Annotated in this window: 14 protein-coding genes; 11 read left to right on the forward strand and 3 right to left on the reverse strand. The window is 65.2% G+C overall.

Features of this window, described 5'->3' with window-relative positions:
* Positions 1 to 4 precede the first annotated feature (4 nt).
* Both AAGI46_01945 and AAGI46_01950 read left to right on the forward strand, forming a co-directional pair.
* Entirely contained in the window at positions 5 to 1267 is a 1263-nt protein-coding gene (locus AAGI46_01945) for an efflux RND transporter periplasmic adaptor subunit (GenBank protein MEM1010964.1), read from the forward strand.
* Positions 1264 to 4389, forward strand: coding sequence for an efflux RND transporter permease subunit (locus AAGI46_01950; protein ID MEM1010965.1), 3126 nt, complete (start codon positions 1264 to 1266; stop codon positions 4387 to 4389). The genes AAGI46_01945 and AAGI46_01950 overlap by 4 nt, the downstream gene beginning before the upstream one ends.
* An 8-nt stretch (positions 4390 to 4397) precedes the next feature.
* On the opposite strand, the gene AAGI46_01955 is transcribed toward AAGI46_01950, so the two are convergent.
* Positions 4398 to 4787: a VOC family protein gene (locus AAGI46_01955; GenBank protein ID MEM1010966.1), complete on the reverse strand. Its 390-nt coding sequence runs from the start codon at positions 4785 to 4787 to the stop codon at positions 4398 to 4400.
* A 236-nt stretch (positions 4788 to 5023) separates the two neighbouring features.
* On the opposite strand from AAGI46_01955, the gene AAGI46_01960 reads away from it, so the two are divergent.
* Together AAGI46_01960 and AAGI46_01965 are read left to right on the forward strand one after the other, a co-directional pair.
* Entirely contained in the window at positions 5024 to 5449 is a 426-nt protein-coding gene (locus AAGI46_01960) for a hypothetical protein (protein ID MEM1010967.1), read from the forward strand.
* A gap of 841 nt (positions 5450 to 6290) precedes the next feature.
* Positions 6291 to 8111, forward strand: coding sequence for a DUF4132 domain-containing protein (locus AAGI46_01965; protein ID MEM1010968.1), 1821 nt, complete (start codon positions 6291 to 6293; stop codon positions 8109 to 8111).
* A 156-nt stretch (positions 8112 to 8267) separates the two neighbouring features.
* Here AAGI46_01965 and AAGI46_01970 read toward each other — a convergent pair whose 3' ends face one another.
* On the reverse strand, positions 8268 to 9089 hold the full coding sequence (locus tag AAGI46_01970; protein MEM1010969.1) for a hypothetical protein: 822 nt from the start codon (positions 9087 to 9089) through the stop codon (positions 8268 to 8270).
* 149 nt (positions 9090 to 9238) lie between these two features.
* Here AAGI46_01970 and katG point away from each other — a divergent pair, with 149 nt between their 5' ends.
* From katG to AAGI46_02005, 7 genes are all read left to right on the forward strand, one after another.
* Positions 9239 to 11413: a catalase/peroxidase HPI gene (katG, locus tag AAGI46_01975; GenBank protein ID MEM1010970.1), complete on the forward strand. Its 2175-nt coding sequence runs from the start codon at positions 9239 to 9241 to the stop codon at positions 11411 to 11413.
* A gap of 76 nt (positions 11414 to 11489) precedes the next feature.
* Positions 11490 to 13727 (forward strand): beta-carotene 15,15'-dioxygenase, Brp/Blh family, encoded by a 2238-nt coding sequence (locus tag AAGI46_01980; protein MEM1010971.1) that lies wholly within the window; start codon positions 11490 to 11492, stop codon positions 13725 to 13727.
* A gap of 22 nt (positions 13728 to 13749) precedes the next feature.
* On the forward strand, positions 13750 to 14691 hold the full coding sequence (locus AAGI46_01985) for a bacteriorhodopsin (protein MEM1010972.1): 942 nt from the start codon (positions 13750 to 13752) through the stop codon (positions 14689 to 14691).
* Between the two features lie 126 nt (positions 14692 to 14817).
* Entirely contained in the window at positions 14818 to 15669 is an 852-nt protein-coding gene (gene lpxI / locus AAGI46_01990) for a UDP-2,3-diacylglucosamine diphosphatase LpxI (GenBank protein ID MEM1010973.1), read from the forward strand.
* Between the two features lie 189 nt (positions 15670 to 15858).
* The gene (locus tag AAGI46_01995; GenBank protein MEM1010974.1) at positions 15859 to 16443 is read left to right on the forward strand and encodes a hypothetical protein; all 585 of its coding nucleotides are present in this window, start codon (positions 15859 to 15861) and stop codon (positions 16441 to 16443) included.
* Between the two features lie 25 nt (positions 16444 to 16468).
* The gene (locus AAGI46_02000) at positions 16469 to 17659 is read left to right on the forward strand and encodes a TIGR00730 family Rossman fold protein (GenBank protein ID MEM1010975.1); all 1191 of its coding nucleotides are present in this window, start codon (positions 16469 to 16471) and stop codon (positions 17657 to 17659) included.
* A gap of 24 nt (positions 17660 to 17683) precedes the next feature.
* Complete coding sequence (locus AAGI46_02005) at positions 17684 to 19234, forward strand: hypothetical protein (protein ID MEM1010976.1); 1551 nt, start codon at positions 17684 to 17686, stop codon at positions 19232 to 19234.
* Here AAGI46_02005 and nth read toward each other — a convergent pair.
* Positions 19132 to 19893 carry an endonuclease III gene (gene nth / locus AAGI46_02010; protein ID MEM1010977.1) on the reverse strand — a complete coding sequence of 254 codons (762 nt, stop codon included), beginning with the start codon at positions 19891 to 19893 and terminating at the stop codon, positions 19132 to 19134. The two genes, AAGI46_02005 and nth, sit on opposite strands and share 103 nt — an antisense overlap.
* Positions 19894 to 19897 lie beyond the last annotated feature (4 nt).

Here is a 19897-nt window from a genome sequence, read left to right on the forward strand (position 1 = left end):
CGACATGGCCGATCAAGACACGCCCCAAGCCGCACCGGCGTCCGACCGCCTGATCGCGAACGGCCAAGCCGAACCGGAACCTGATCGGCCCGGTGCGCGTGGGCCTAGCGGTGCGTCGGCGGTGGTGCTGAAGGTCGTGCTCGGACTGCTGCCCGTCGTCATCGTGGTGGCGGCAGGTGGCGTCGCGTGGCTGTTGCTGTCGACGGCGCCGCAGCAAGGCACGAGTCCGCCGGAGCCGCTCGTGCCGACGGTCGAAGTCGTGCCAGTCAAACCGGCGAGCGTGCCCGTGACCGTGGAAGGCTTCGGCGTCGTGCGTCCGGCACGCGAGGCGGCGCTGGCCGCGGAAGTCACCGGCCCGATCGTCGAGATCGGCGACGCCGTCGAGCCGGGCGGCGTGATGCGTGAAGGCGACCTACTCGTGCGGATCGACCCGGCGGAGTACGAGCTTGCCGTCACCGCGGCCGAGGCAGACCTCGCCAGGGCACAGGCAGACCTCGAACTCGAACGCGGCCGGGGCATGATCGCCCAACGCGAGTGGGAGCGATTCCGAAAGTCCCTGTCGAGTGTCGGCGAGGAAGACCGGTCGGCAGCGCTGGCGAACCGAGAGCCGCAACTGCGTCAGGCCGAGGTCGCCGTCCTGGCGGCCGACAACGCGATCGCCCAGGCGAAGCTCGACCTGGAACGCACCACGGTCCACGCACCGTTCGATGCGATCGTGGTGACCGAAGAAGTGGAAGTCGGCCGATGGGCGTCCGTGGGTGAGCGGCTGCTGTCATTGGCCGGCACAAGAACCTTCTGGGTCGAGGCGGCCGTCGCGCCGGCGCGGGCCGCTCGGCTGTCAGCGGGACAGGAGGCGACCGTCTTCACCGATGCCGGCGAGCGTCCTGGCCGGTTGATCCGCGTGCTGCCGCAGGTCGACGCCGAGGGACGCATGGCCCGCGTGCTCGTCGCCGTCGACGATCCGATCGCCCTGCACGACGACGCGCCGCAGCTGCCGATCGGGGCGTACGTCCGCGTGACGTTCGAAGCAGGCGAAGCCGACGGCGTGGTCGAAGTGCCGCGGGCTGCCGTCCGGGAGAATCAGCAGGTCTGGGTCCGCGACGCCGACGGGCTGTTGCAGTACCGCGACGTCGACGTCCGCTTCGCCGGCGAGGAGACGTCGCTGCTCGATGTCGGCGTCTTCGAGCCGGGCGACGCCGTCATCGTCAGCTACCTCGACAACCCGCTGCCCGGCACGCCGGTCCGCATCCGGGAGACGCAGCCATGAACGCCCTGATCGCCTGGTTCGCCCGCAATATCACGGCCGCCAACCTCGTGATGGCCGCGCTGCTGATCGGCGGCGGGGCGGCGGCGCTGAACATCAAGCAAGAGGTCTACCCGTCGTTCGAGCTCGACTTCGTCGACGTCTCGATGGCCTACCCGGGCGCGAGCCCGGAGGAAGTCGCCGACGCGATCCTGCTGCCAATCGAAGAGCAGTTGCGGGCGCTCGACATCGCCGAGCGCGTCACGGGCACGGCCGAGCAAGGCCGAGCGCGGGTCGCGGTCGAGCTGGCCGAAGGCGCGGACCCGAACCGGTCGGTGCAGGACGTGACCAACGCCATCGGCCGGGTGAACTTCTTCCCCGATGACGCTGAACGGCCCAACATCTCGCTGCGTCAGGAGCAGCGTCGCATCATGTGGCTCGCGCTCTACGGCGACCTCGACGAGCGGCAGATGTTCCACCTCGCCGAGCGGGTGCGGAGCGACCTGATCGACACGCCGGAGATCAGCCGGGCCGACGTGCGGTTCGCCAGGAGCCCGGAGATCAGCGTCGAGATTCCACAGGCGACGTTGCGGGCGCTTGGCCTGACGCCGCGCGAAGTCGCGGAGGTCGTCGGCCAGAGCGCGCAGGACGTGGCCGGTGGCGGCGTGCGGACACCGGGCGGCGAGGTGCTGCTGCGTGCGGCCGAGCGTCGTCACGCCGCGAGTGCGTACGCCGACATCCCGCTCGTCAGCACGGCCGAGGGAAGCAAGGTGCTGCTCGGCGACGTTGCGACGATCACGGACGGCTTCGTCGATGTCCCGCAGGAGAACTACTACAACGACGGTCGGGGCGTCTTCATCTTCGTCTACGCCGTCGGCGAGGAGAAGCCGCTGGAGGTCGCCGCCGCGGTCCGGCGGTACATGGACCAAATCAATCCGACGCTGCCCGAAGGCACACGGCTCGACGTGCTCGACGACTCGGCCGCCGAGTACGAGTCGCGGCTTTGGCTGCTGGCCAAGAACGGCGCGATGGGCCTGGCGCTGGTCATGCTCGTCAGCGGGCTCTTCCTCGAACCACGGCTGGCGTTGTGGGTGGCGATCGGCGTGCCGGTGACGCTCATCGGGGCCGTCGCGCTGCTGCCGCTGCTCGGGGCGAGCATCAACATGATCTCGCTGTTCGCGTTCATCGTGACGCTCGGCATTGTCGTCGACGACGCGGTGATCGTCGGCGAGAACGTGTTCCACAAGATCCAGGAAGGCCTACCACGCATGCAGGCCGCCGTCGAGGGGGCGAAGGAGATGGCCGTGCCGGTCATGTTTGCGGTGACGACGAACGTGATCGCGTTCGTGCCGCTGCTTCTCGTGCCGGGCGAGACAGGGCGCTTTTTCGCACCGCTGCCGGCTGTCGTGATCGCGGTCTTCGCCGTCTCGCTGATCGAGGCGTGCTTCATCCTGCCGGCTCACCTCGGCCACGGGCGCGAGAGCGGAAAAGTCAGGTGGCTCGCGCGTCAGCAGCGGAAGTTCAGCAACGGCTTTGAACGCTTCGCCGACAAGGTCTTTCTTCCTGTGCTGCACGCTTCTCTGCGGCACCGTTACATGACGCTCGCCGTCGTCACGGCCGGCGTGACAGTCGTCCTGGCGTACTACCAGAGCGGGCGAATCAACTACAGCTTCACGCCGGTCATCGCGGGACTGCGCGTCGACGCCGAGGTTGAGACGGCGCCGGGTGCACCGTTCGCCGACACCGTTCGCGTCGCCAAGCACGTCGCCGCCGCCGGGTATCGCGCGGCCGACCAATTGAGCGACGGCGACCCGGAAAGCGTGCTCCGAGGCCGGATGAACGTCATCGGCCGGCTCGGCGAAAACTGGGCAGACGTGAACTTCATCCTCGTCCCGCCGCAGAACCGCGACTTCGATCAGGCCACCTTCGCGCAGGTATGGCGCGAAGAGATCGGCGAAGTCACCGGCCTCGACGCGATCTACTTCGAGTGGGAAAGCGGGCCCGGCAGCGGCGCGGGTCTCACGGTCGAACTCAGCCATCCCGATCGCGAGCAGCTCGAACTCGCCGCCGCATCGCTCGCCGAGCAGATGGAGACGTACGCCGGCGTCGACGACGTGCGTGACGGCTTCGCCGCGGGCAAGCCGCAGATCGACGTCGAACTCAAACCTGCCGGCCGATCGCTCGGTCTGACCAGCGAGGACGTCGCCCGGCAGGTTCGCGCCGCCTTCTTCGGGGCCGAGGCTCTGCGTCTGCAGCGCGGGCGTCACGAGGTTCAGGTGATGGTCCGCCTGCCAGAAGACGAGCGCCGAAGCCTGGCCGCGGTTGAGAACCTCATCGTCCGAACGCCCGGCGGTGGCGAGGCGACCCTCAGCCAAGTGGCCGAGCTGATTCCCGGCAGGGCGCCAACGGAAGTCGAACGCATCGACGGCCGACGCGTCGTCAGCGTGACCGGCAACATCGACCTGGACGTTGCCAATCCCGGTGCCGTCCGGGCCGCGCTGGAAGACGAAGTGCTGGCCGACTTGCGGTCCGAGTTCCCGGGCCTGAGCGTCGGCTTCGGCGGGCGGCAACGCGAGGAGTCGCGGGCGATGGAGCAACTCCGCACCGGCTTGCTTGTCGCGGGCATCCTCATCTACGCACTGCTCGCCGCGCTGTTCCGCAGCCACGCACAGGCGGTCGTCGTGATGGGCGTCGTGCCGGTCGCGGTCGCGGCGGCCATCTTCGGTCACGTGTTGCTCGGCTACGACCTGTCGGTCGTCAGCCTGTTCGGCATCATCGCCGTCGGCGGCCTGGCGGTGAACGGCGGGCTCGTCCTGGTCAAAGAAGCCAATCGCCGTCGCGACGAGGAGGACGCCGACCCCTTCGCCGCCGCCGCGGGTGCCTCGCGCCGTCGCCTGCGGCCGATCCTGCTGACCAGCCTGACGACCTTCGCCGGCTTGGCTCCGATGATCCTCGAAACCGACCCACAGGCACTGTTCCTCGTCCCGATGGCCATCGCGCTGGGCGTCGGCACGCTCGTCAGCGGCCTGATCCTCCCCCTCGCCGTCCCCGCCGGGCTCCTGGTCGTCAACGACATCGTCCGGCTACGGCACCGCCTCACAGCGCCCCAGGAACCGTCACTCGCCAGCTCGCCAACGCAGGCCTAGTGGCCGTCTCACCACGCACCGCGTTGGATGACGACGCGGTAGCCGTCGAGGTCTTCGAACGTTCGCCCAGCCCGGTCCCAATACGGGTTGTACGACGCGACCTGCCGAAACCCAGCCGCCACCATCCGTTCACACCGCTGCTCCCACTCGGCTGAGTCCAAGACGTAGAAGACGACGAGATGATCCTGCGTCGGTGCATCCGGCACAACGTGGCCGCGATGGTGCGTGAACTCGAAGTGATACGCCGCCCCCGGACTTCCGAGCATGACGCCGTCAAAGCCGTCGTGGTCGTCGAACGCGCCGATCACTTCGAGCCCGAGCCCATCGCGATACATCGCCACGATCGCCGCCAACCGATTCGTCGGCCGGGCCACCCGAAGCTGCGTCGACCCATCCATGACGCCGCGACGCTAGCGATCGTCCGTCGAAGGGTGACGACCGACGCGGCTGTATCCAGCGACGCGCTGACCCATAGCGACAAAACCGCACTGACCATCGCACTCCATGGACAAGCATGAGGCAAAGAGTTGGCGGGACGTAAGCCTGTTCGAACGTGCACCGTCTGCCCCTGTGCCGCACCCGTTCATCCAGTCCCACTAGCAGCCGGCCGAGGGTTCGGTACGCTGGAGCGGCCATGACGACGCTGCAGATTCACGACCAGACCCTCGACGGCCAGCGCGATGCTGCTCCGACGGAGCTGACCTTCGATGGGCTGGCCGAGACGGTGACCGTCCGCGAGCTGATCCGGGCCCGCGTCTACCAGGAGGCCGACGACCACAACCGCCGCGTCCGCGAGGCCAATGCCGGTGCCCAGCCGTACGGCGGCCTCGTCACGCCCGCCGACGCCGAACGCGAGCTCAACGGCCCGAAGCACGGCCGGCTACTGGCCAAGGAGGTCGACTGGCGCAAGCAGTTCGACGCCGCAATCGACGCGTTCGAGCGGAACGGCTTTCTGATTCTGGTCGATGACGAACAGTTAACCGACCTCGACGCCGCGATCACGCTCGGCCCGAGCACCGACGTCGCATTTGTTCGGCTCACCATGTTGGTGGGAGGCTGAGGCGATGGGGGAACAAAACCTGCCGCCGTTGACCGTCTACGACGAGCCGCGACCCTGGTCGCCGGAGGCAGCTGACTTGGTTCAGCAGGTTTGGCCCGGCCCGCGGCCATTGCTCGATGAGGCTTTCGCGAAAGCGGATCAGTTCCACGCACGCGTCGAGCTCTTTCCTTACGCCGAGCTGGCATCAGAATACGAGCGTCTTGCGCATCTCCTGAGAAAGCTCATCGATGACCGGCTGAGCGCCCATTCGTCATTTGTCGGCGACATGGAATCCTACAAGAGCTTAATCAAGAGCTCGAAGCAATCATTTACCACCCGAACGCTTCTAGCCGCAGAGCATCTCGGTAGGTGGTTGTGGCAGACGCCGCTGATCGACAGATCCTGGAAGTCTGATACTCGAACGGTGGCAATTGCGTGGTCCGAAGTGACACGGGCACTCGATGACCTGCGGCAGCGTCTCTGGTCGCGTCGAAGCGTGCCTCCTTTACGAGAGCTTACTGCATTGATTGCTGTCGCGAAGCACTTTCATCGAGAGCGAAGTGACTGGCCGTATGCGAGTAAGGAGTCAGTCAGCGTCTCGAGGCTGATCATCGCGTACTGGAGAAGTCACGGCGACATAGATTCTCAGACTCGCCAAGAGGCACAACGTCTTCGAGACCTAGTCTCTGACTGCCACTATGCCGGTACGGACGTTCGAAAGCTTCAACACGATTTTGAGGAGTTGCTGGGTGATGAGACGTTCGAACTAGTCGGCGGCGACGTCTGGTCGGACACACTTAGCGCAGACACAGAACACTCCTCGACCTGGCAGGCACTGCTGCGATTCTGCCGAACGGTCAACGTGACAAAGGCGTCCAAGCCGTGGATGAAGCAGGCCCGTCCGCTGGTCGAGGCGGTTGGGCAAACGTCGGTCTCCGACGCGGTCCGACGCTGGTTTCCGCTCGTGGGCCTGGCCGGATCGGTAGAACGCCAGTGGAACGGCTACCTCGACGACCCATCACGCTCGGTGCCGCTCTTCGACAACCAGGCTGTCCTGGCCGGACTCGCCTGGGCGGCGTGCTCGGGGTGTGATGATCCGCCGTTGACGGCAGTGGCCGACGCTGCGGCGAAGTGTTACCAAAACATTCCGAAGGTCGGCGTTCGTTGCGAGTCGCTGGGCAACAGCTTCGTCCGCGCGATCGCAAACACATCGACCCGCGACGCGGCCGTGCAGCTGCTGCGTTTGGAGCACCTCGTTCGCCAGCCGAAACACCGCAAGACCATCAACAAGGCAGTCGCCAAGCTGTGCGAGGACCTCGGCGAGGAGCGTGCCACACTCGAAGAGGCGGCGGTGCCCGACTACGGCTTGGTCGACGGGAGCGTGCGCGAACGAGTCGCCGATGCAGAAGCCGAGCTGACCGTCGCTCCGCGCGATCGAGTTGTGGTCGCTTGGAGTTATGTCGACGGCAAGGGTCGGTCCAAGACGTCCCGATCGGCACCGAAGGCTGTCCGCGACTCGGAGCCCGAAGCCGTCGAAGCTATCAAGCGAAAGGCGAAGGAGATCGAGTCGCTTCTCCCGGCTCAGAGGTCGCGGCTGGAGCTAATGCTCCGCGAGACGCGCACGTGGCGATTCGATGCCTGGCGGTCCGCATACCTGGACCATGGCCTCGTCGGGACGGTTGCCCGCCGCCTCATCTGGTCGATCGATGGCATTGAGGTCGTCTGGATCGACGGAAGGCTTCACGACGTCGCAGGCAAGCCGATCGAGTTCGCGGCAACAGCAAAAGTGCAACTGTGGCACCCGATTACGGCCAAGGCAGACGACGTACTTCGATGGCGACAGCGGCTCGAAGCAACGGGCGTGACGCAGCCGTTCAAGCAGGCGCATCGGGAGGTTTACGTCCTGACGGATGCCGAGCGTCAGACGAGTGTCTACTCGAATCGCTTTGCGGCACACATTCTGAAGACGCCGACACTCGTCGCGGTGGCCCAGAAACGTCGCTGGGTGGTCGGGCTCTTCGGCGGCGAATCGTCACCGAAGACAGAGCTGCCCGCGTGGAACATGCGAGCAGAGTTCTGGGTCGACGAAGCCGATGTCGGCGACGGTGATCAGGATGATGGATACAGCTTCGGCCCGAGTTACCTCGCGACGGATCAGGTTCGGTTCCATGAGCTCGGCGAGCAGGACCCGATGCCGCTGGATCGCGTGCCTCCCGTCGTGCTGAGCGAGGTGATGCGAGATGTCGACCTCTTCGTCGGCCTCGCAAGCGTCGGCAACGACCCGCAGTGGCGCGACCGTGGCGTTGAGCAACGCTACCGAGACTACTGGCACGACTTCTCCTTCGGCGACCTTGGCCAGACGGCTCAGACGCGGAAGGCGGTGTTGGAGAAGCTCATCCCGCGGTTGAAGATCGCGGAGCGCTGCTCGTTCTCCGACAAGTTCCTCGTCGTTCACGGGGACGTGCGGACGTACAAGATCCACCTCGGCAGCGGCAACATTCTCATGGAGCCGAATGATCAGTACCTCTGCATCGTGCCCGACAGGCGGGCGGAGGCGGCGACGGAAAAGAGCTACCTGCCGTTCGAGGGCGACCGCACGATGAGCGTCATCGTCAGCAAAGCGCTGCTGCTGGCGGATGACACGAAGATTACGGATTCGACGATCATTTCTCAGATTCGCTGATCGCCTCGGCGAGTTCGTGGTCGAGGTGTCGCCGCCTCTGCTTGAGGCTTTGATCTCGCCCTTCAGCTTCTTGTGAAGCTTCGGTTTTGTGTACTGATCTTGTCAATCGGCGGCGGGTTTGCCCATGCCAGGTTTATTGCAAGCGGCGCGCCGGCCTCACCAGAGGTCGTCGGTCGTGCGTTGCATGAAGGCGAAAAAGCACATGCGTTCCTGCTTCTCGACCACGCCGCGAAGGCTGAAGAGCTTGAAGTACCAGGCCCGTTCGGATTCCAGCGGACTCTCGTCATCCGGGTCCGGAACGGAGGCCCGGCCGACGACGTCGACGGCGGGCACGCTCATCAGCGTGTCGCACAGGTGCAGGATGTCCATCTCGTCGACGGCGAGCGTCGAGAGCAGAAACAAGCCGTGCTTCTGGAGCGTGTCGCGGAGATACCACGCGGCCGGGTCGGCCTCGATCTCGTCGAGCGCTTCGAGGTACTTCTGGTCGGCTTCGTCGCTTCGCCAGCCGAGCTCCTGACGTTCGTCTTCGCGGCGTTGCTCCAGGGCCACCTCGACGTGGGCCTTGTAACGTTCGTAGAAGCTGTCGACCTCGTCACCGGCGAGCCAGCGGACGATCATCGCTTCGTTGGGGCGACGCAGGATGTGGTAATCGTTGGTCGTCAGCCGGGGCTGCGCGACGGGCATCGTCAGCACGCGACGGGCAGCATCAACGCCATCGGCGGGCAGGATCGGACCGGTGTTGGTGTCCTTCTGCTTCTCCAGTTTGCCGATTGTCTGCTGCAGCTCGCGGGCGACCTCGGCGTCGAGGTTGATGATCGCCGCGTCGAATTTGCGTGGGCCCTCGTAGACGGCGGCGAGCTCGCCGTGGATGCGGAGCTGCTCGACGACCTCGCGTGCTCGCGTCTCGGGATCGGCGGCGACGTTGTCCTGGGCGTCGAAGCTGTCGAAGCCGTCCTCGTCTTCAAAATCGGCCGGCATGGAACGAGCGTACGGCCGCGAGTTTCGAGGCTGGGCGTATCCTGTTCAGACGGCTATTTTGCCGTTCTCCCCGAACCTTTACCAATAACGCCATGTCCACCACTGCCGCCGCTGACGCACGAATCACGACCAATGGACGCTGTCCCGTCATGGGCATTTCAGGCCTCGCCCTCGGCAAGTCCGGCTACGCCAACAAGGACTGGTGGCCCGATCAGCTCGACGTCGGCATCCTCCACCAGCACGGCGGCAAGGCCAGCCCGATGGCGGACGATTTCGACTACGCCAAGGCGTTCGAGTCGCTGGATTTGGCGGAGGTGAAGAAGGACATCGAGAAGGTGCTGACGACCAGCGTCGACTGGTGGCCGGCCGACTTCGGGCACTACGGGCCGTTCATGATCCGCATGGCGTGGCACGCGGCCGGCACGTATCGCACGGCTGACGGTCGCGGCGGCAGCGGGTCGGGCATGTTGCGTTTCGCGCCGCTCAACTCCTGGCCTGACAACGCGAACCTCGACAAGGCGCGCCGGCTCATCTGGCCGGTGAAGCAGAAGTACGGCAGCAAGCTGTCGTGGGGTGATCTCATGATCCTGACCGGCAACGTCGCGATCGAGTCGATGGGCCTGCCGACGTTCGGCTTCGGCGGCGGACGCGTCGACCGGTGGGAGCCGGACGATGGCATCTACTGGGGCCCGGAACAAGAGTGGCTCGCCGACAAGCGGTACGACGGCAAAGAGCCCGGCAAGCGCATGCTCGAAACGCCGCTCGGTGCCGTGCAGATGGGCCTGATTTACGTCAACCCGCAGGGCAGCAACGGTCGACACGATCCGAAGGAGTCGGCACACGACATCCGCGAGACGTTCGGCCGAATGGCGATGAACGACTACGAGACCGTCGCGCTCGTCGCCGGTGGGCACACGTTCGGCAAGTCGCACGCGGCGGCCGAGCCGGCAATGCACGTCGGGCCCGAGCCGGAGAGCGCCGCGATCGCCGATCAGGGCTTCGGCTGGCGCAACTCGTTCGAATCGGGTCGCGGTGCCCACACGATCACGAGCGAGATGGAAGGCGTCTGGACGAGCAAGCCGACGCAGTGGGACAACGACTACCTCGACAAGCTCTTCAAGTACGACTGGCAACAGACGCGTTCGCCCGCGGGTGCCGTGCAGTGGGAGCCGGTCGGCGACGTCGATGAGAGCGACCTCGTGCCCGACGCGCACGACCCGAGCAAGAAGCACAAGCCGATGATGTTCACGACGGACCTCTCGCTGAAGGAGGATCCGTCGTACAAGGAGATTTCGAGGCATTTCCAGCAGAATCCCGAAGAGTTCGGCCAGGCATTCGCCAAGGCGTGGTACAAGCTGACCCACCGCGACATGGGCCCGCACGAGCGTCTGCTCGGGCCGGAAGTGCCCGAGCCGCAGCTTTGGCAGGATCCGGTACCCGCGGTCGAAGGCGAGCTCGTCAACGACGAGGACGTCAAGCAGCTCAAGGCGAAGCTGCTCGACAGCGGCCTGACCACGGCCCAGCTCGTCTCGACGGCTTGGGCAGCAGCGTCGAGCTTCCGCGGCACCGACAAGCGCGGCGGAGCCAACGGCGGTCGCATTCGTCTCGAGCCACAGAAATCCTGGACGATCAATCAACCCGACGAGCTCGCGAAGGTTCTGCCGGTGTTGGAGAAAGTCGCCGACGACTGGAACGCGTCGAGCGACCGCAAGATCAGCTTCGCCGACACCGTCGTTCTCGGCGGATGTGCCGGCGTCGAATCGGCGGCAAAGCAGGGCGGCGTTGACGTGACCGTGCCATTCCGTCCGGGTCGGACCGATGCGTCGCAGGAGCACACCGATGTCGACTCGTTCAACGTGCTCGAAATCACGGCCGACGGTTTCCGCAACTACATCTCATCCGACCACACGAAGCCGGCCCACGAGCTGCTCATCGATCGGGCCCACCTGCTCAACCTGACCGCGCCGGAAATGACGGCGCTTGTCGGCGGACTGCGCGTCCTCGGCACCAACGTCGGTCACCCGACGCTCGGCCTGTTCACCGAACGCCCGGGGACGCTGAGCAACGACTTCTTCGTCAACCTGCTCGACATGCAGTACGAGTGGGGCGTCAGCACCATGTGCGACCACTTCTACGAGGGCAAGCACCGCGAGACGGGCGAGACCAAGTGGATGGGCACGAGCGTCGACTTGCTCTTCGGCAGCAACAGCATCTTGCGGGCGCTTGCAGAGGTCTACGCGAGCGACGATGCCGGCGAAATGTTTATCCACGACTTCATCACAGCGTGGAACAAGGTGATGGAACTCGATCGATTCGACCGTTGAGTTCCGATCCGACGAAGCACCGCCATACGGACACAACTCGATGTGAAGAACATGATGTTGCTGGCACGGCAAGTGCATGGTCGGCAACACAGTGCAGGAGTCGTCGTCTTATCCCGGCACGTGTGCCGTCGATGTTTTGATCATCGGCGGCGGTTGCGCGGGACTGGCGCTGGCACACCGCTTGGAGTCGTCGTCGCTGAGCGTTGCAGTCGTCGAGCCGCGCACTGACTACGGTCGCGATCGCACTTGGTGTTTCTGGCTCGACGAATCGCCCGACCGGCGTGATCCTGCCGACGCGATTCCGGAAGTCGTTCGCAAGAACATCCGCTGGCGATGGTCCAAGTGGGCCGTCGACGGCGGGATGGGTGATGCGGTGATTCGGTCAATGCCCGGGCTCTCGTATGCCGGGCTCACGGCGACCGACTACTACGACGCGATCCTTCCGACGCTCAAGAAGACCACGCTCTATCGCGGCTGGTCTGCAGACCGTGTCGACGCGACCGGTGCTCGGATCCGTCGAGATGGCGAGTCGGTCGAGCTCGCAGCGCGATTCGTCGTCGACACTCGTCCGCCCGCGAGCTACAGGCCCAACCCGACGACGCGTGAGTCGGTCGGCGCTTCGGACGGCGACGAAGACCTGATTCAGCAGTTCGTCGGCCGAACGTTCCGAGGCAAGCTGGATCAGTCGCTCGCGACCGTGATGCAGTTCGACGAGGACTCCGAGACAGAGACCGGGCTCGCGTTCCTCTACGTCCTGCCCGTCGGCGACGACGAAGTGCTGGTCGACTGGACTGGCATGCTCCGAGCCCCGCTGGCATGGAGCGAGGCAGAAGCACGGCTCATCGAAGGGGTCCAAAAGCACTACCCACAGCTCGAGCTCGACGAGGACGGCTACGCCGAGTCGGGCCTGTTGCCGATGTCGTCGGCGAGCGATGTTCGACCCAAAGACGACGGCATCGTCCGCCTCGGCATTCGCGGCGGCGCGTGCCGGCCGAGCACCGGTTACGCCTTCCTCCAGATCCAACGCCAAGCGCAAAAGCTGGCGGACGAACTGACGCACCGCGACGACCTTGTGGCACCTGCACCAGCTGGCCGGAGTCGCTGGCTTCAGCTCCTCGATCACATTTTCGTTCGCAAGCTGCGCAAGGAGCCCGAAGCCTTCCCAGGCCTGTTTGCAAGGCTTTTCCGCCAAGTCCGGCCGGACCGGCTAGCTCGCTTCTTATCGGACGTCCCGACCGCGCGCGATGGAGCCTCGGTCGTCATGGCGATGCCGAAGCTTCCATTTGCCAAAGAAGCGATCGCTGGGCTTGGCGTCGTACGTCGAATCAAGTCGATTGACTGGCAGTCGCACCGCCGCCTGGCCGTTCCGGTCACGGCGGTGTTGACGTTGGTTCTCGTCGGCCTGCTGCAGTGGCTGTCGATTCCAGCAACTGTCCAGGTCGGCCTGCTCGCGATTGCGGCAGCCGTCGGCATGGCGCATGGTGCGACGGACGTCTGGGTCGGACGCCGACTCTTCGGCAACACCGCTCAAGGGCGTGCGCGATTCGGCCAGCTGTATGTCGCACTCGCAGCGGCAGCGGTGGGGCTGTACCTCCTCGCGCCCGGCGTCTGGCTCGTCGGTTTCCTCGCACTGTCTCTACTGCACTTTGGCTTCGGCGAGTTGCCTTCGCTGACACCGCGATCGATCGGCGAGGGCGTCGAGTCGCTTGTCCGCGGGCTGATGCCGATCGCCTTGCCGGCTCTGATCTTTGCCGGCGACGTGCAGTTCGCACTCGCCGCGATCGCGCCGTCGTCCGCCGCGATCGTGACATCGACGCTCGCGTTCCTCGCCGTGCCGACGTTGTTGGCTGTGGGCGTGCTCCTCGTGGTGGACGTGGCAGCCAGACGCTGGCTGTCCGCCGCAGAACTCGTGGCCGTCGCGGCGTTGTTGGTCTTCGTGCCGCCGCTTTTGGCGTTCGCTGTCTACTTCGCCCTCTGGCATTCGACGCGGCACCTGCTGAGCGACGTCATCGACGCTCCGGCCGGTGGTGCCGAGCGTCCGATCGCACCTGTCGTCTTCGCAACGATTGCCCCGGTCGCCGGTGCATTGATCATTTGGCCGTTGCTTTGGGCATCGCCTTTGGCTGGCGGCGCTCTGTCGGCAACGTCTGCAGCGATTCGCGTCGTGTTCGTCACGCTGGGCTGCCTGACGGTCCCGCACATGCTTCTCGTTTTCGTCGCCGCTCGCCGCCACGTGGTGGCACAGCAGCAGGCGACGTCATCCGTTCGGCAGGCCCCTTCGGTCGCCGTTTCACCTTCCGCTCTAACGCTCTAATTCAGGAGACCTGCCGATGGTCATGGAGAACTTCATCGTGTTCAGCCCTTGGGCGAACTTCATCATCGCCCACGTGCTGAGCCTTGGAGCTGCAGCCATGTTTGCGGGGCTTGTCTACTTCATCGTCACGGCGAAGCAGATCAGCCCGAAGTACCGCGTTGCCAACTGGCTCGGCGCGGTCGTCATGGTTTCAGCTGCTCTGGAACTGGGCAACCAGTACATCGTCTGGAAAAGCTCGATCGTGCCGTTCACCGGTGCCGACGGTGCCACGCTCTTCGCTGTCGGCGAAAACAGCTCGCGCTTCAGCAACGGCTACCGCTACGTGAACTGGTCGATCGATGTGCCCGTGCTGCTCGCGCAGTTCGTGGTCGTCTTCGGACTCATGGGCAAGAAATTCTGGTCGCCCGTGATTCAGTTCACGATCGCCGGCTTGCTCATGATCTACTTCGGTTACATCGGCCAGTTCTTCGAGGCCGTTCCAGAAGCTGGCACTCAGATCGCCGCTGGCGCTAGCAGTGTCGGTGGTGACCTTCTGGCCAGCAACGTCGGTCAGAACGCGACCTACTGGCTCATGTTTGTCGTGTCCTGCGTCTTCTACCTCTGGATTCTGTACCTGGTGCTCGCGGTCGGCCTGAACAAGGACAACCTTGCCAAGCTGCCGCCCAAGGCCCAGGCGTGGATGAAGGCTGTCGTCTGGACGCTCTTCGGATCGTGGATGCTCTACCTCGTCGGCTACCTCATGCCGGCCGTGAGCATCTCCGAAGAATCTGCCGTGATCCGTCAGATGGCATACACCATCGCCGACATCGTCTCGAAGGTGCTCTACGGCATCATGCTCGGCTACGTTGCGGTCCTTCGCAGCAACGCCGAGGGTTACAACGAAGACCGACTCGACCGCATTGGTTACGACCAGGGCGGCAAGCAGCTGGGTCAGTACGACCCGACGACCGAGGCGACCGCCTGAACGCAGGCAACTGGACGTTCCGGAACGTCTTACCCGGAGGCAGGGCCATCAACGTGACCCTGCCTCTTTCATTGGCGGCGCCGCCGCAGAAGCTCAAGACGTTGATTGTGCTACGGTCCGCCCGCTTTGGACGCTCGGCCACTAGGACTCATCGCGGGCGAGGGAATCTTCCCGATCCTCGTCGCACGCGGAGCAAAGGCGGCGGGGCGACGCGTGATCTGCGCCGGCTTCGACGGCATGGCCGACCCGAAGCTGGTCGACGAGGTGGACGCCTACCGGCCCGTCAGCTTCGTCCGGGTCACGTCCTGGACGCGCTTCCTCCGCAAGCACGACGTGGCCGAGGCGATCATGGTCGGCCGGGTGGCGAAGCAGAATCTGCACGTCAAGCACGAGATGCTCTGGGCCTTGCGTCAGGTGCCCGACTGGGCGACCTTCTGGGCCTGGTTCACCGAGTTTCGCCATGACCGCCGATCCGAAACCGTCTTGCTGCGGACCGCACACGAACTTGAAAAGCGCGGGGTGACCCTCATCGACTCCACCACGTTCAACAAAGACCAACTCGCCGACGAAGGCGTGATGACGCGTCGCTCGCCGTCCGAAACCGAAGCCCGCGCGATCGAACGCGGCTGGCACCTCGGCGGCATGCTGACGCGCGAAGACGTCGGCCAGAGCATGGCCGTTCGCGATCGCGACGTCCTGGCGATTGAGGCGACCGAAGGCACCGACGCGATGATCCGCCGCGCCGGCGACCTCTGCCGCGGCGGCGGATGGGTGCTGCTCAAGCGCGGCAACACGCGTCGCGACCCACGCATGGACGTGCCGACGATCGGGCTCAAGACGATCGAGACCATCAAGGCCGCCGGTGCGTCCTGCGTCTGCGTCGAGGCGGGACACGTCATGCTCCTGGAACGTGAGAGAGTCCTCGCCGCCGCGAACGAAGCGGGCTTGTGCATCGTCGGTCGCCGAAGCGACGACTGAGCGCATCAGAGCCAGAGATCGCGAAGACGCAAAGTCGCGAAGAGTGACGCGAAGAAGAGAAAAGAAGCCGAGAGACTTGCTCTGACCCTGAGCAACGCCTGCTCGACCTTCGCGTCTGTCTTCGCGCCTTTGCGTCTTCGCGATCTCCGAGACGACAGCCAGAAGGGCGGCCCAACCTATCTTGCCTGTGTGAATGCCGACGGACTGACGGTTGTGGCCATCCTCTACTGGCTGGCGTTGGCGGGGTGGTTTGGGGCGGTGTTTTTCGTCGTGATGTCCGCAGCGACAGTGCATCGAACTGTCGAAGAGGCGGACCCGACGCTGCCGACAGTGCTGAGCGTCAACTTAGAAGGCCGGCACGCGGCGTTGCTCGGCGGGCGCATCGTGGGCGATCTGCTCGGCCGCCTCTGGACGATCGAGCTGCTGGCCATGGTGATGCTGGGCATCGCGACGATCGCAGAGTGGCTGCTGGTCTTCCGCGACGGGCGAGATGTTCTGCTTCCTGCCGTGCGGACAGTGTTGCTCGCCGCAGCCGCAGGAGCAGCGTGGTACGGCAATCGCGTCCTGCGGGCCCGGGCGGAGCGGCACCGGGCGAGGTATGTCGAAGTCGCCGACGATCCCGAGGCATCGGAGGAGGCTGCGGGGCAGTTCAATCGTGACCAGGCGGACGCGTCGTCGTTGCTCATGATCGAGCTGGCGATGCTGGCGGGCGTCGTGCTGTTCGCTGCGATCGGCCTGGGCGTTCCCGCGGCTTCGGTGGTGACGCTGACCTGACGTGCCGGATACGCTCCGGGCAATCATGGAGAACACGAACAAGCCACGACGCGGCAAGCCTCGTCGCCCCGTCGAAGGCGATCACTACAACCGCGGCCAACACGGCTCGGCCCCGCCACGAGATCTTGAGCAGACCGTTGAGTCGGCCGAGCCCAAAATGAGCGTCCGCCGACGCGACCTGCGCGACGTCGTCCGCACGCTCGATGAGCTCTCTGACGAGCTGCACGAGCTCCCCAACGGCGACCTCGTCGCTCGCATCGTCCGCACGAGCATCAAGCTGCTTCGCGACGAGACCAATCGCGGCGACGTCAAGCTCATCGATAACGCCTTCGCCGAACTGCGCTACGCCCTCAAGGTCTTCGCGCCGTATCGCGATACTCGGAAGATCAGCATCTTCGGCAGCGCCCGCACACCTGAGGCTGACGCTGACTACAAGGCGGCCGAGGCGTTCGGTCGCGACATGGAGCAGAACGGCTGGATGGTCATCACCGGTGCCGGCGGCGGCATCATGGCGGCAGGCCACGGCGGGGCGGGCGCGGAGGGCTCCTTCGGCCTGAACATCTCGCTGCCGTTCGAGCAGTCGGCCAACGAGTTCATTCACGGCGATCCGAAGCTGGTCGACTTCAAGTACTTCTTCACGCGCAAGCTGATGTTCGTCCGCTCAAGCCACGCGGTCGCACTCTTCCCCGGCGGCTTCGGGACGATGGACGAGGGCTTCGAAGTGCTGACGCTCATCCAGACCGGCAAGAGTCCGCCGATGCCGCTGGTCATGGTCGACCACGACGGCAGCGACTACTGGTCCGCGTGGCACGACTACGTCAAGGACCACCTGCTCCGCGATGGCCTGATCAGCGAGCAAGACCTGTCGCTCTACACGCTCACCCAGGACATCCGCGAGGCCGCGGAGCATTGCCGCAAATTCTACGAGAACTTCCACTCGCTCCGCTACAGCCGCGACCTGATCATTCTGCGGCTCAAGCACAAGGTGACGGATCAGCAGCTCGGCGACATCAAGGAGCGTTTCGCCGACATCGCCGACCCTGAGATTGCCGAACGGATTGGCGAGCGGGCATGGCGCAGCTGCGGACCTCTGAAGGTCGAGCGGAACGAGAAGAAGCTCCGGCATCTGCATCGCCTTGTCTTCCCCTTCAACCGCAAAGATCACGGCCGACTCCGACAGATGATCGATCACCTGAACGATCTGCCGCTGGCGTAGGGGCAAGGTCGTTACGCTGATCGCGTGACAGAGCGGCAAAGACTCCTCGCGGGCGCTGCCGCGCTGCTTGTGGTGCCGGCGACCATCGCGTTTGCGCTCGCCACACGCCACGGTCTCGCACTCGATGGCGATGCAGCGACGTACCTCGACCTCGCCCGATCCATCCGCCTGGGCGACGGCCCGACGCTGACCGGCTTCGGCGCATTCGAGCCGACGCCGTCGACGCACTTCCCGCCGCTGTTTCCGGCGTGGCTGGCGGCTGTCGGGACGGCACGGTGGGGCAACTGGTTGCTCCTGATCACGTCCTGCGTGCTGATGGTGGCTGCCGTCATGCGGACAACAGTGCTGTGGGACATGCGATCATTCACATCCGCCATTGTGGCCCTGATGGCTGCGATCGGAGTGACGTGCGTCGCACTGCACCCGGACGCGCAGGCGACCTTCGCGGCCGTGGGGAGCGAGGCGTTGTTCGTACCGTTGATGCTCGGTGCCGTCCTGGCGACGCTCGCCCGACGGCCGTGGTGGGTCGCTGGTTTGGTTGCGCTGGCTTTACTGACGCGGCACGTCGGGATCGCGCTGCTCGTTCTGCCGATTTTCGCAGCGGAACGACGCTGGTGGAGCGTCGGCCTGCTTGCGAGCGCAGCGGCAGCGTTGCCGTACCTGACGTGGCGCTGGTGGGTCGCCTGGCAGGGCGTTCCGCCCGATCGCATCGGCCGCTGGCACGGCCTGACTCGGTGGGACCTGGGCGACTCACTCCAGACGTTTGCCCGCTGGATCTTGCCGACGCCTCACGACGTGCCGATCAACGGCTTCTGGCTCGCGATGGGCTTCCTTGTCTTCGCCACGTTCGGCTACCTCTGCTGGAGTCGCCGGGAGCTGATTGCTCTAATCGCCGCGTACCTCGCAGTTGTGCTCGTCGCGAAGGCGACCGTCGACCAACACATTCCGCTCGGTGGTCGGATCTGGTTCCCGCTGCTGTTCCTTCTGCCGATCGCCGTTTCAGCCAGAACGTTTCACCGCATCGAGCAGCGACGTCGAAAGCGGCAGCGACTGCTCGATGACGGACAGTACGACGATGTCTACGAGTCGCTCACCGCAGACCATGCTCGCGGCGATGTTGAGCCGTCGAAGCTGGCCAAGCCGTTCCTCAGCATCGTGCTGATGTCGATGATGGCCGCGCTCCTCGGTGGCATCGTCTTCACGCTGGACCGCTTCCGGCACGGTGCTGGCTACGCGTCTCCCGACTGGACCACCTCCCCGACGCTGGCATGGGTCGAGCAGCAGCCAACGTCGACGACGATCCGCTCCGACGCCGCTGATTCGATTCATGTCTTGCTTCGCCGGCCCGCGATGTTTTTGCCCAAGAGCCGGTTCGAGACCGCCGGTCGGCCGAACACGCGGCGGTTTGATCAGCTGCGCGACCTCCGCGGCAGCGGGGCGACGTTCGTCTTTTTCACTTCGGTCGATCGCGACTACTTCGTCACCGCCGAAGACGTCCGACGCCTCTTGGATGTTGAAGAGGTGGCCCGCTTCGATGACGGCTTCGTCTTGCGCGAAGTCGCCTTCTCCCGCTGAGCGATCACCTTCGGCCCGCTCGGACAGTGGTCGAACAGCACGCAGATGTCGCACTTGGGCGAACGGCTGTCGCAGATGCGGCGGCCGTGGTGGATGAGCAGGTGGCTGAACATCGCCCACTCCTCCCGCGGCACGATCTTCATCAGATCGGCCTCGACCTTCACGGCGTCGTCGTGCTTTGACAACGCCAGCCGACGCGAGAGCCGGCCAACGTGCGTGTCGACGGCGATGCCGTAGAAGACGCCGATCGCGTCGCCCAGCACGACGTTGGCCGTCTTCCGACCGACGCCGGCCAGTTTCGTCAGCGCCTCCATCGTGTCAGGCACCTCGCCGTCATAGTGCTCGACCAGGTCCGCCGCCATCGAGCGGATCGACTTGGCCTTCTGGCGGAAGAACCCGCACCTCTTGACCATCGATTCCAGCTCGGCCGGGTCGCTCTCGGCAAACGCTCGGGCATCGCGATACCGATCGAACAGTGCCGGCGTCGTCAGGTTGACGCGCGCGTCGGTGCACTGGGCCGACAGGATCGTCGCTACCAGCAGCTGCAGCGGCGTGTCGAAATCAAGACTGCAGCGGGCGTCCGGGTGCTCGGCCTTGAGCACCGGCAGCATCGCAGCGACCCGCTCGCGTCGCTTCTTAAAGCTCTCGACCGACGGCACGACA

This window comes from Planctomycetota bacterium, from assembly GCA_038746835.1.
Taxonomy (GTDB): Bacteria; Planctomycetota; Phycisphaerae; order Tepidisphaerales; family Tepidisphaeraceae; genus JBCDKH01.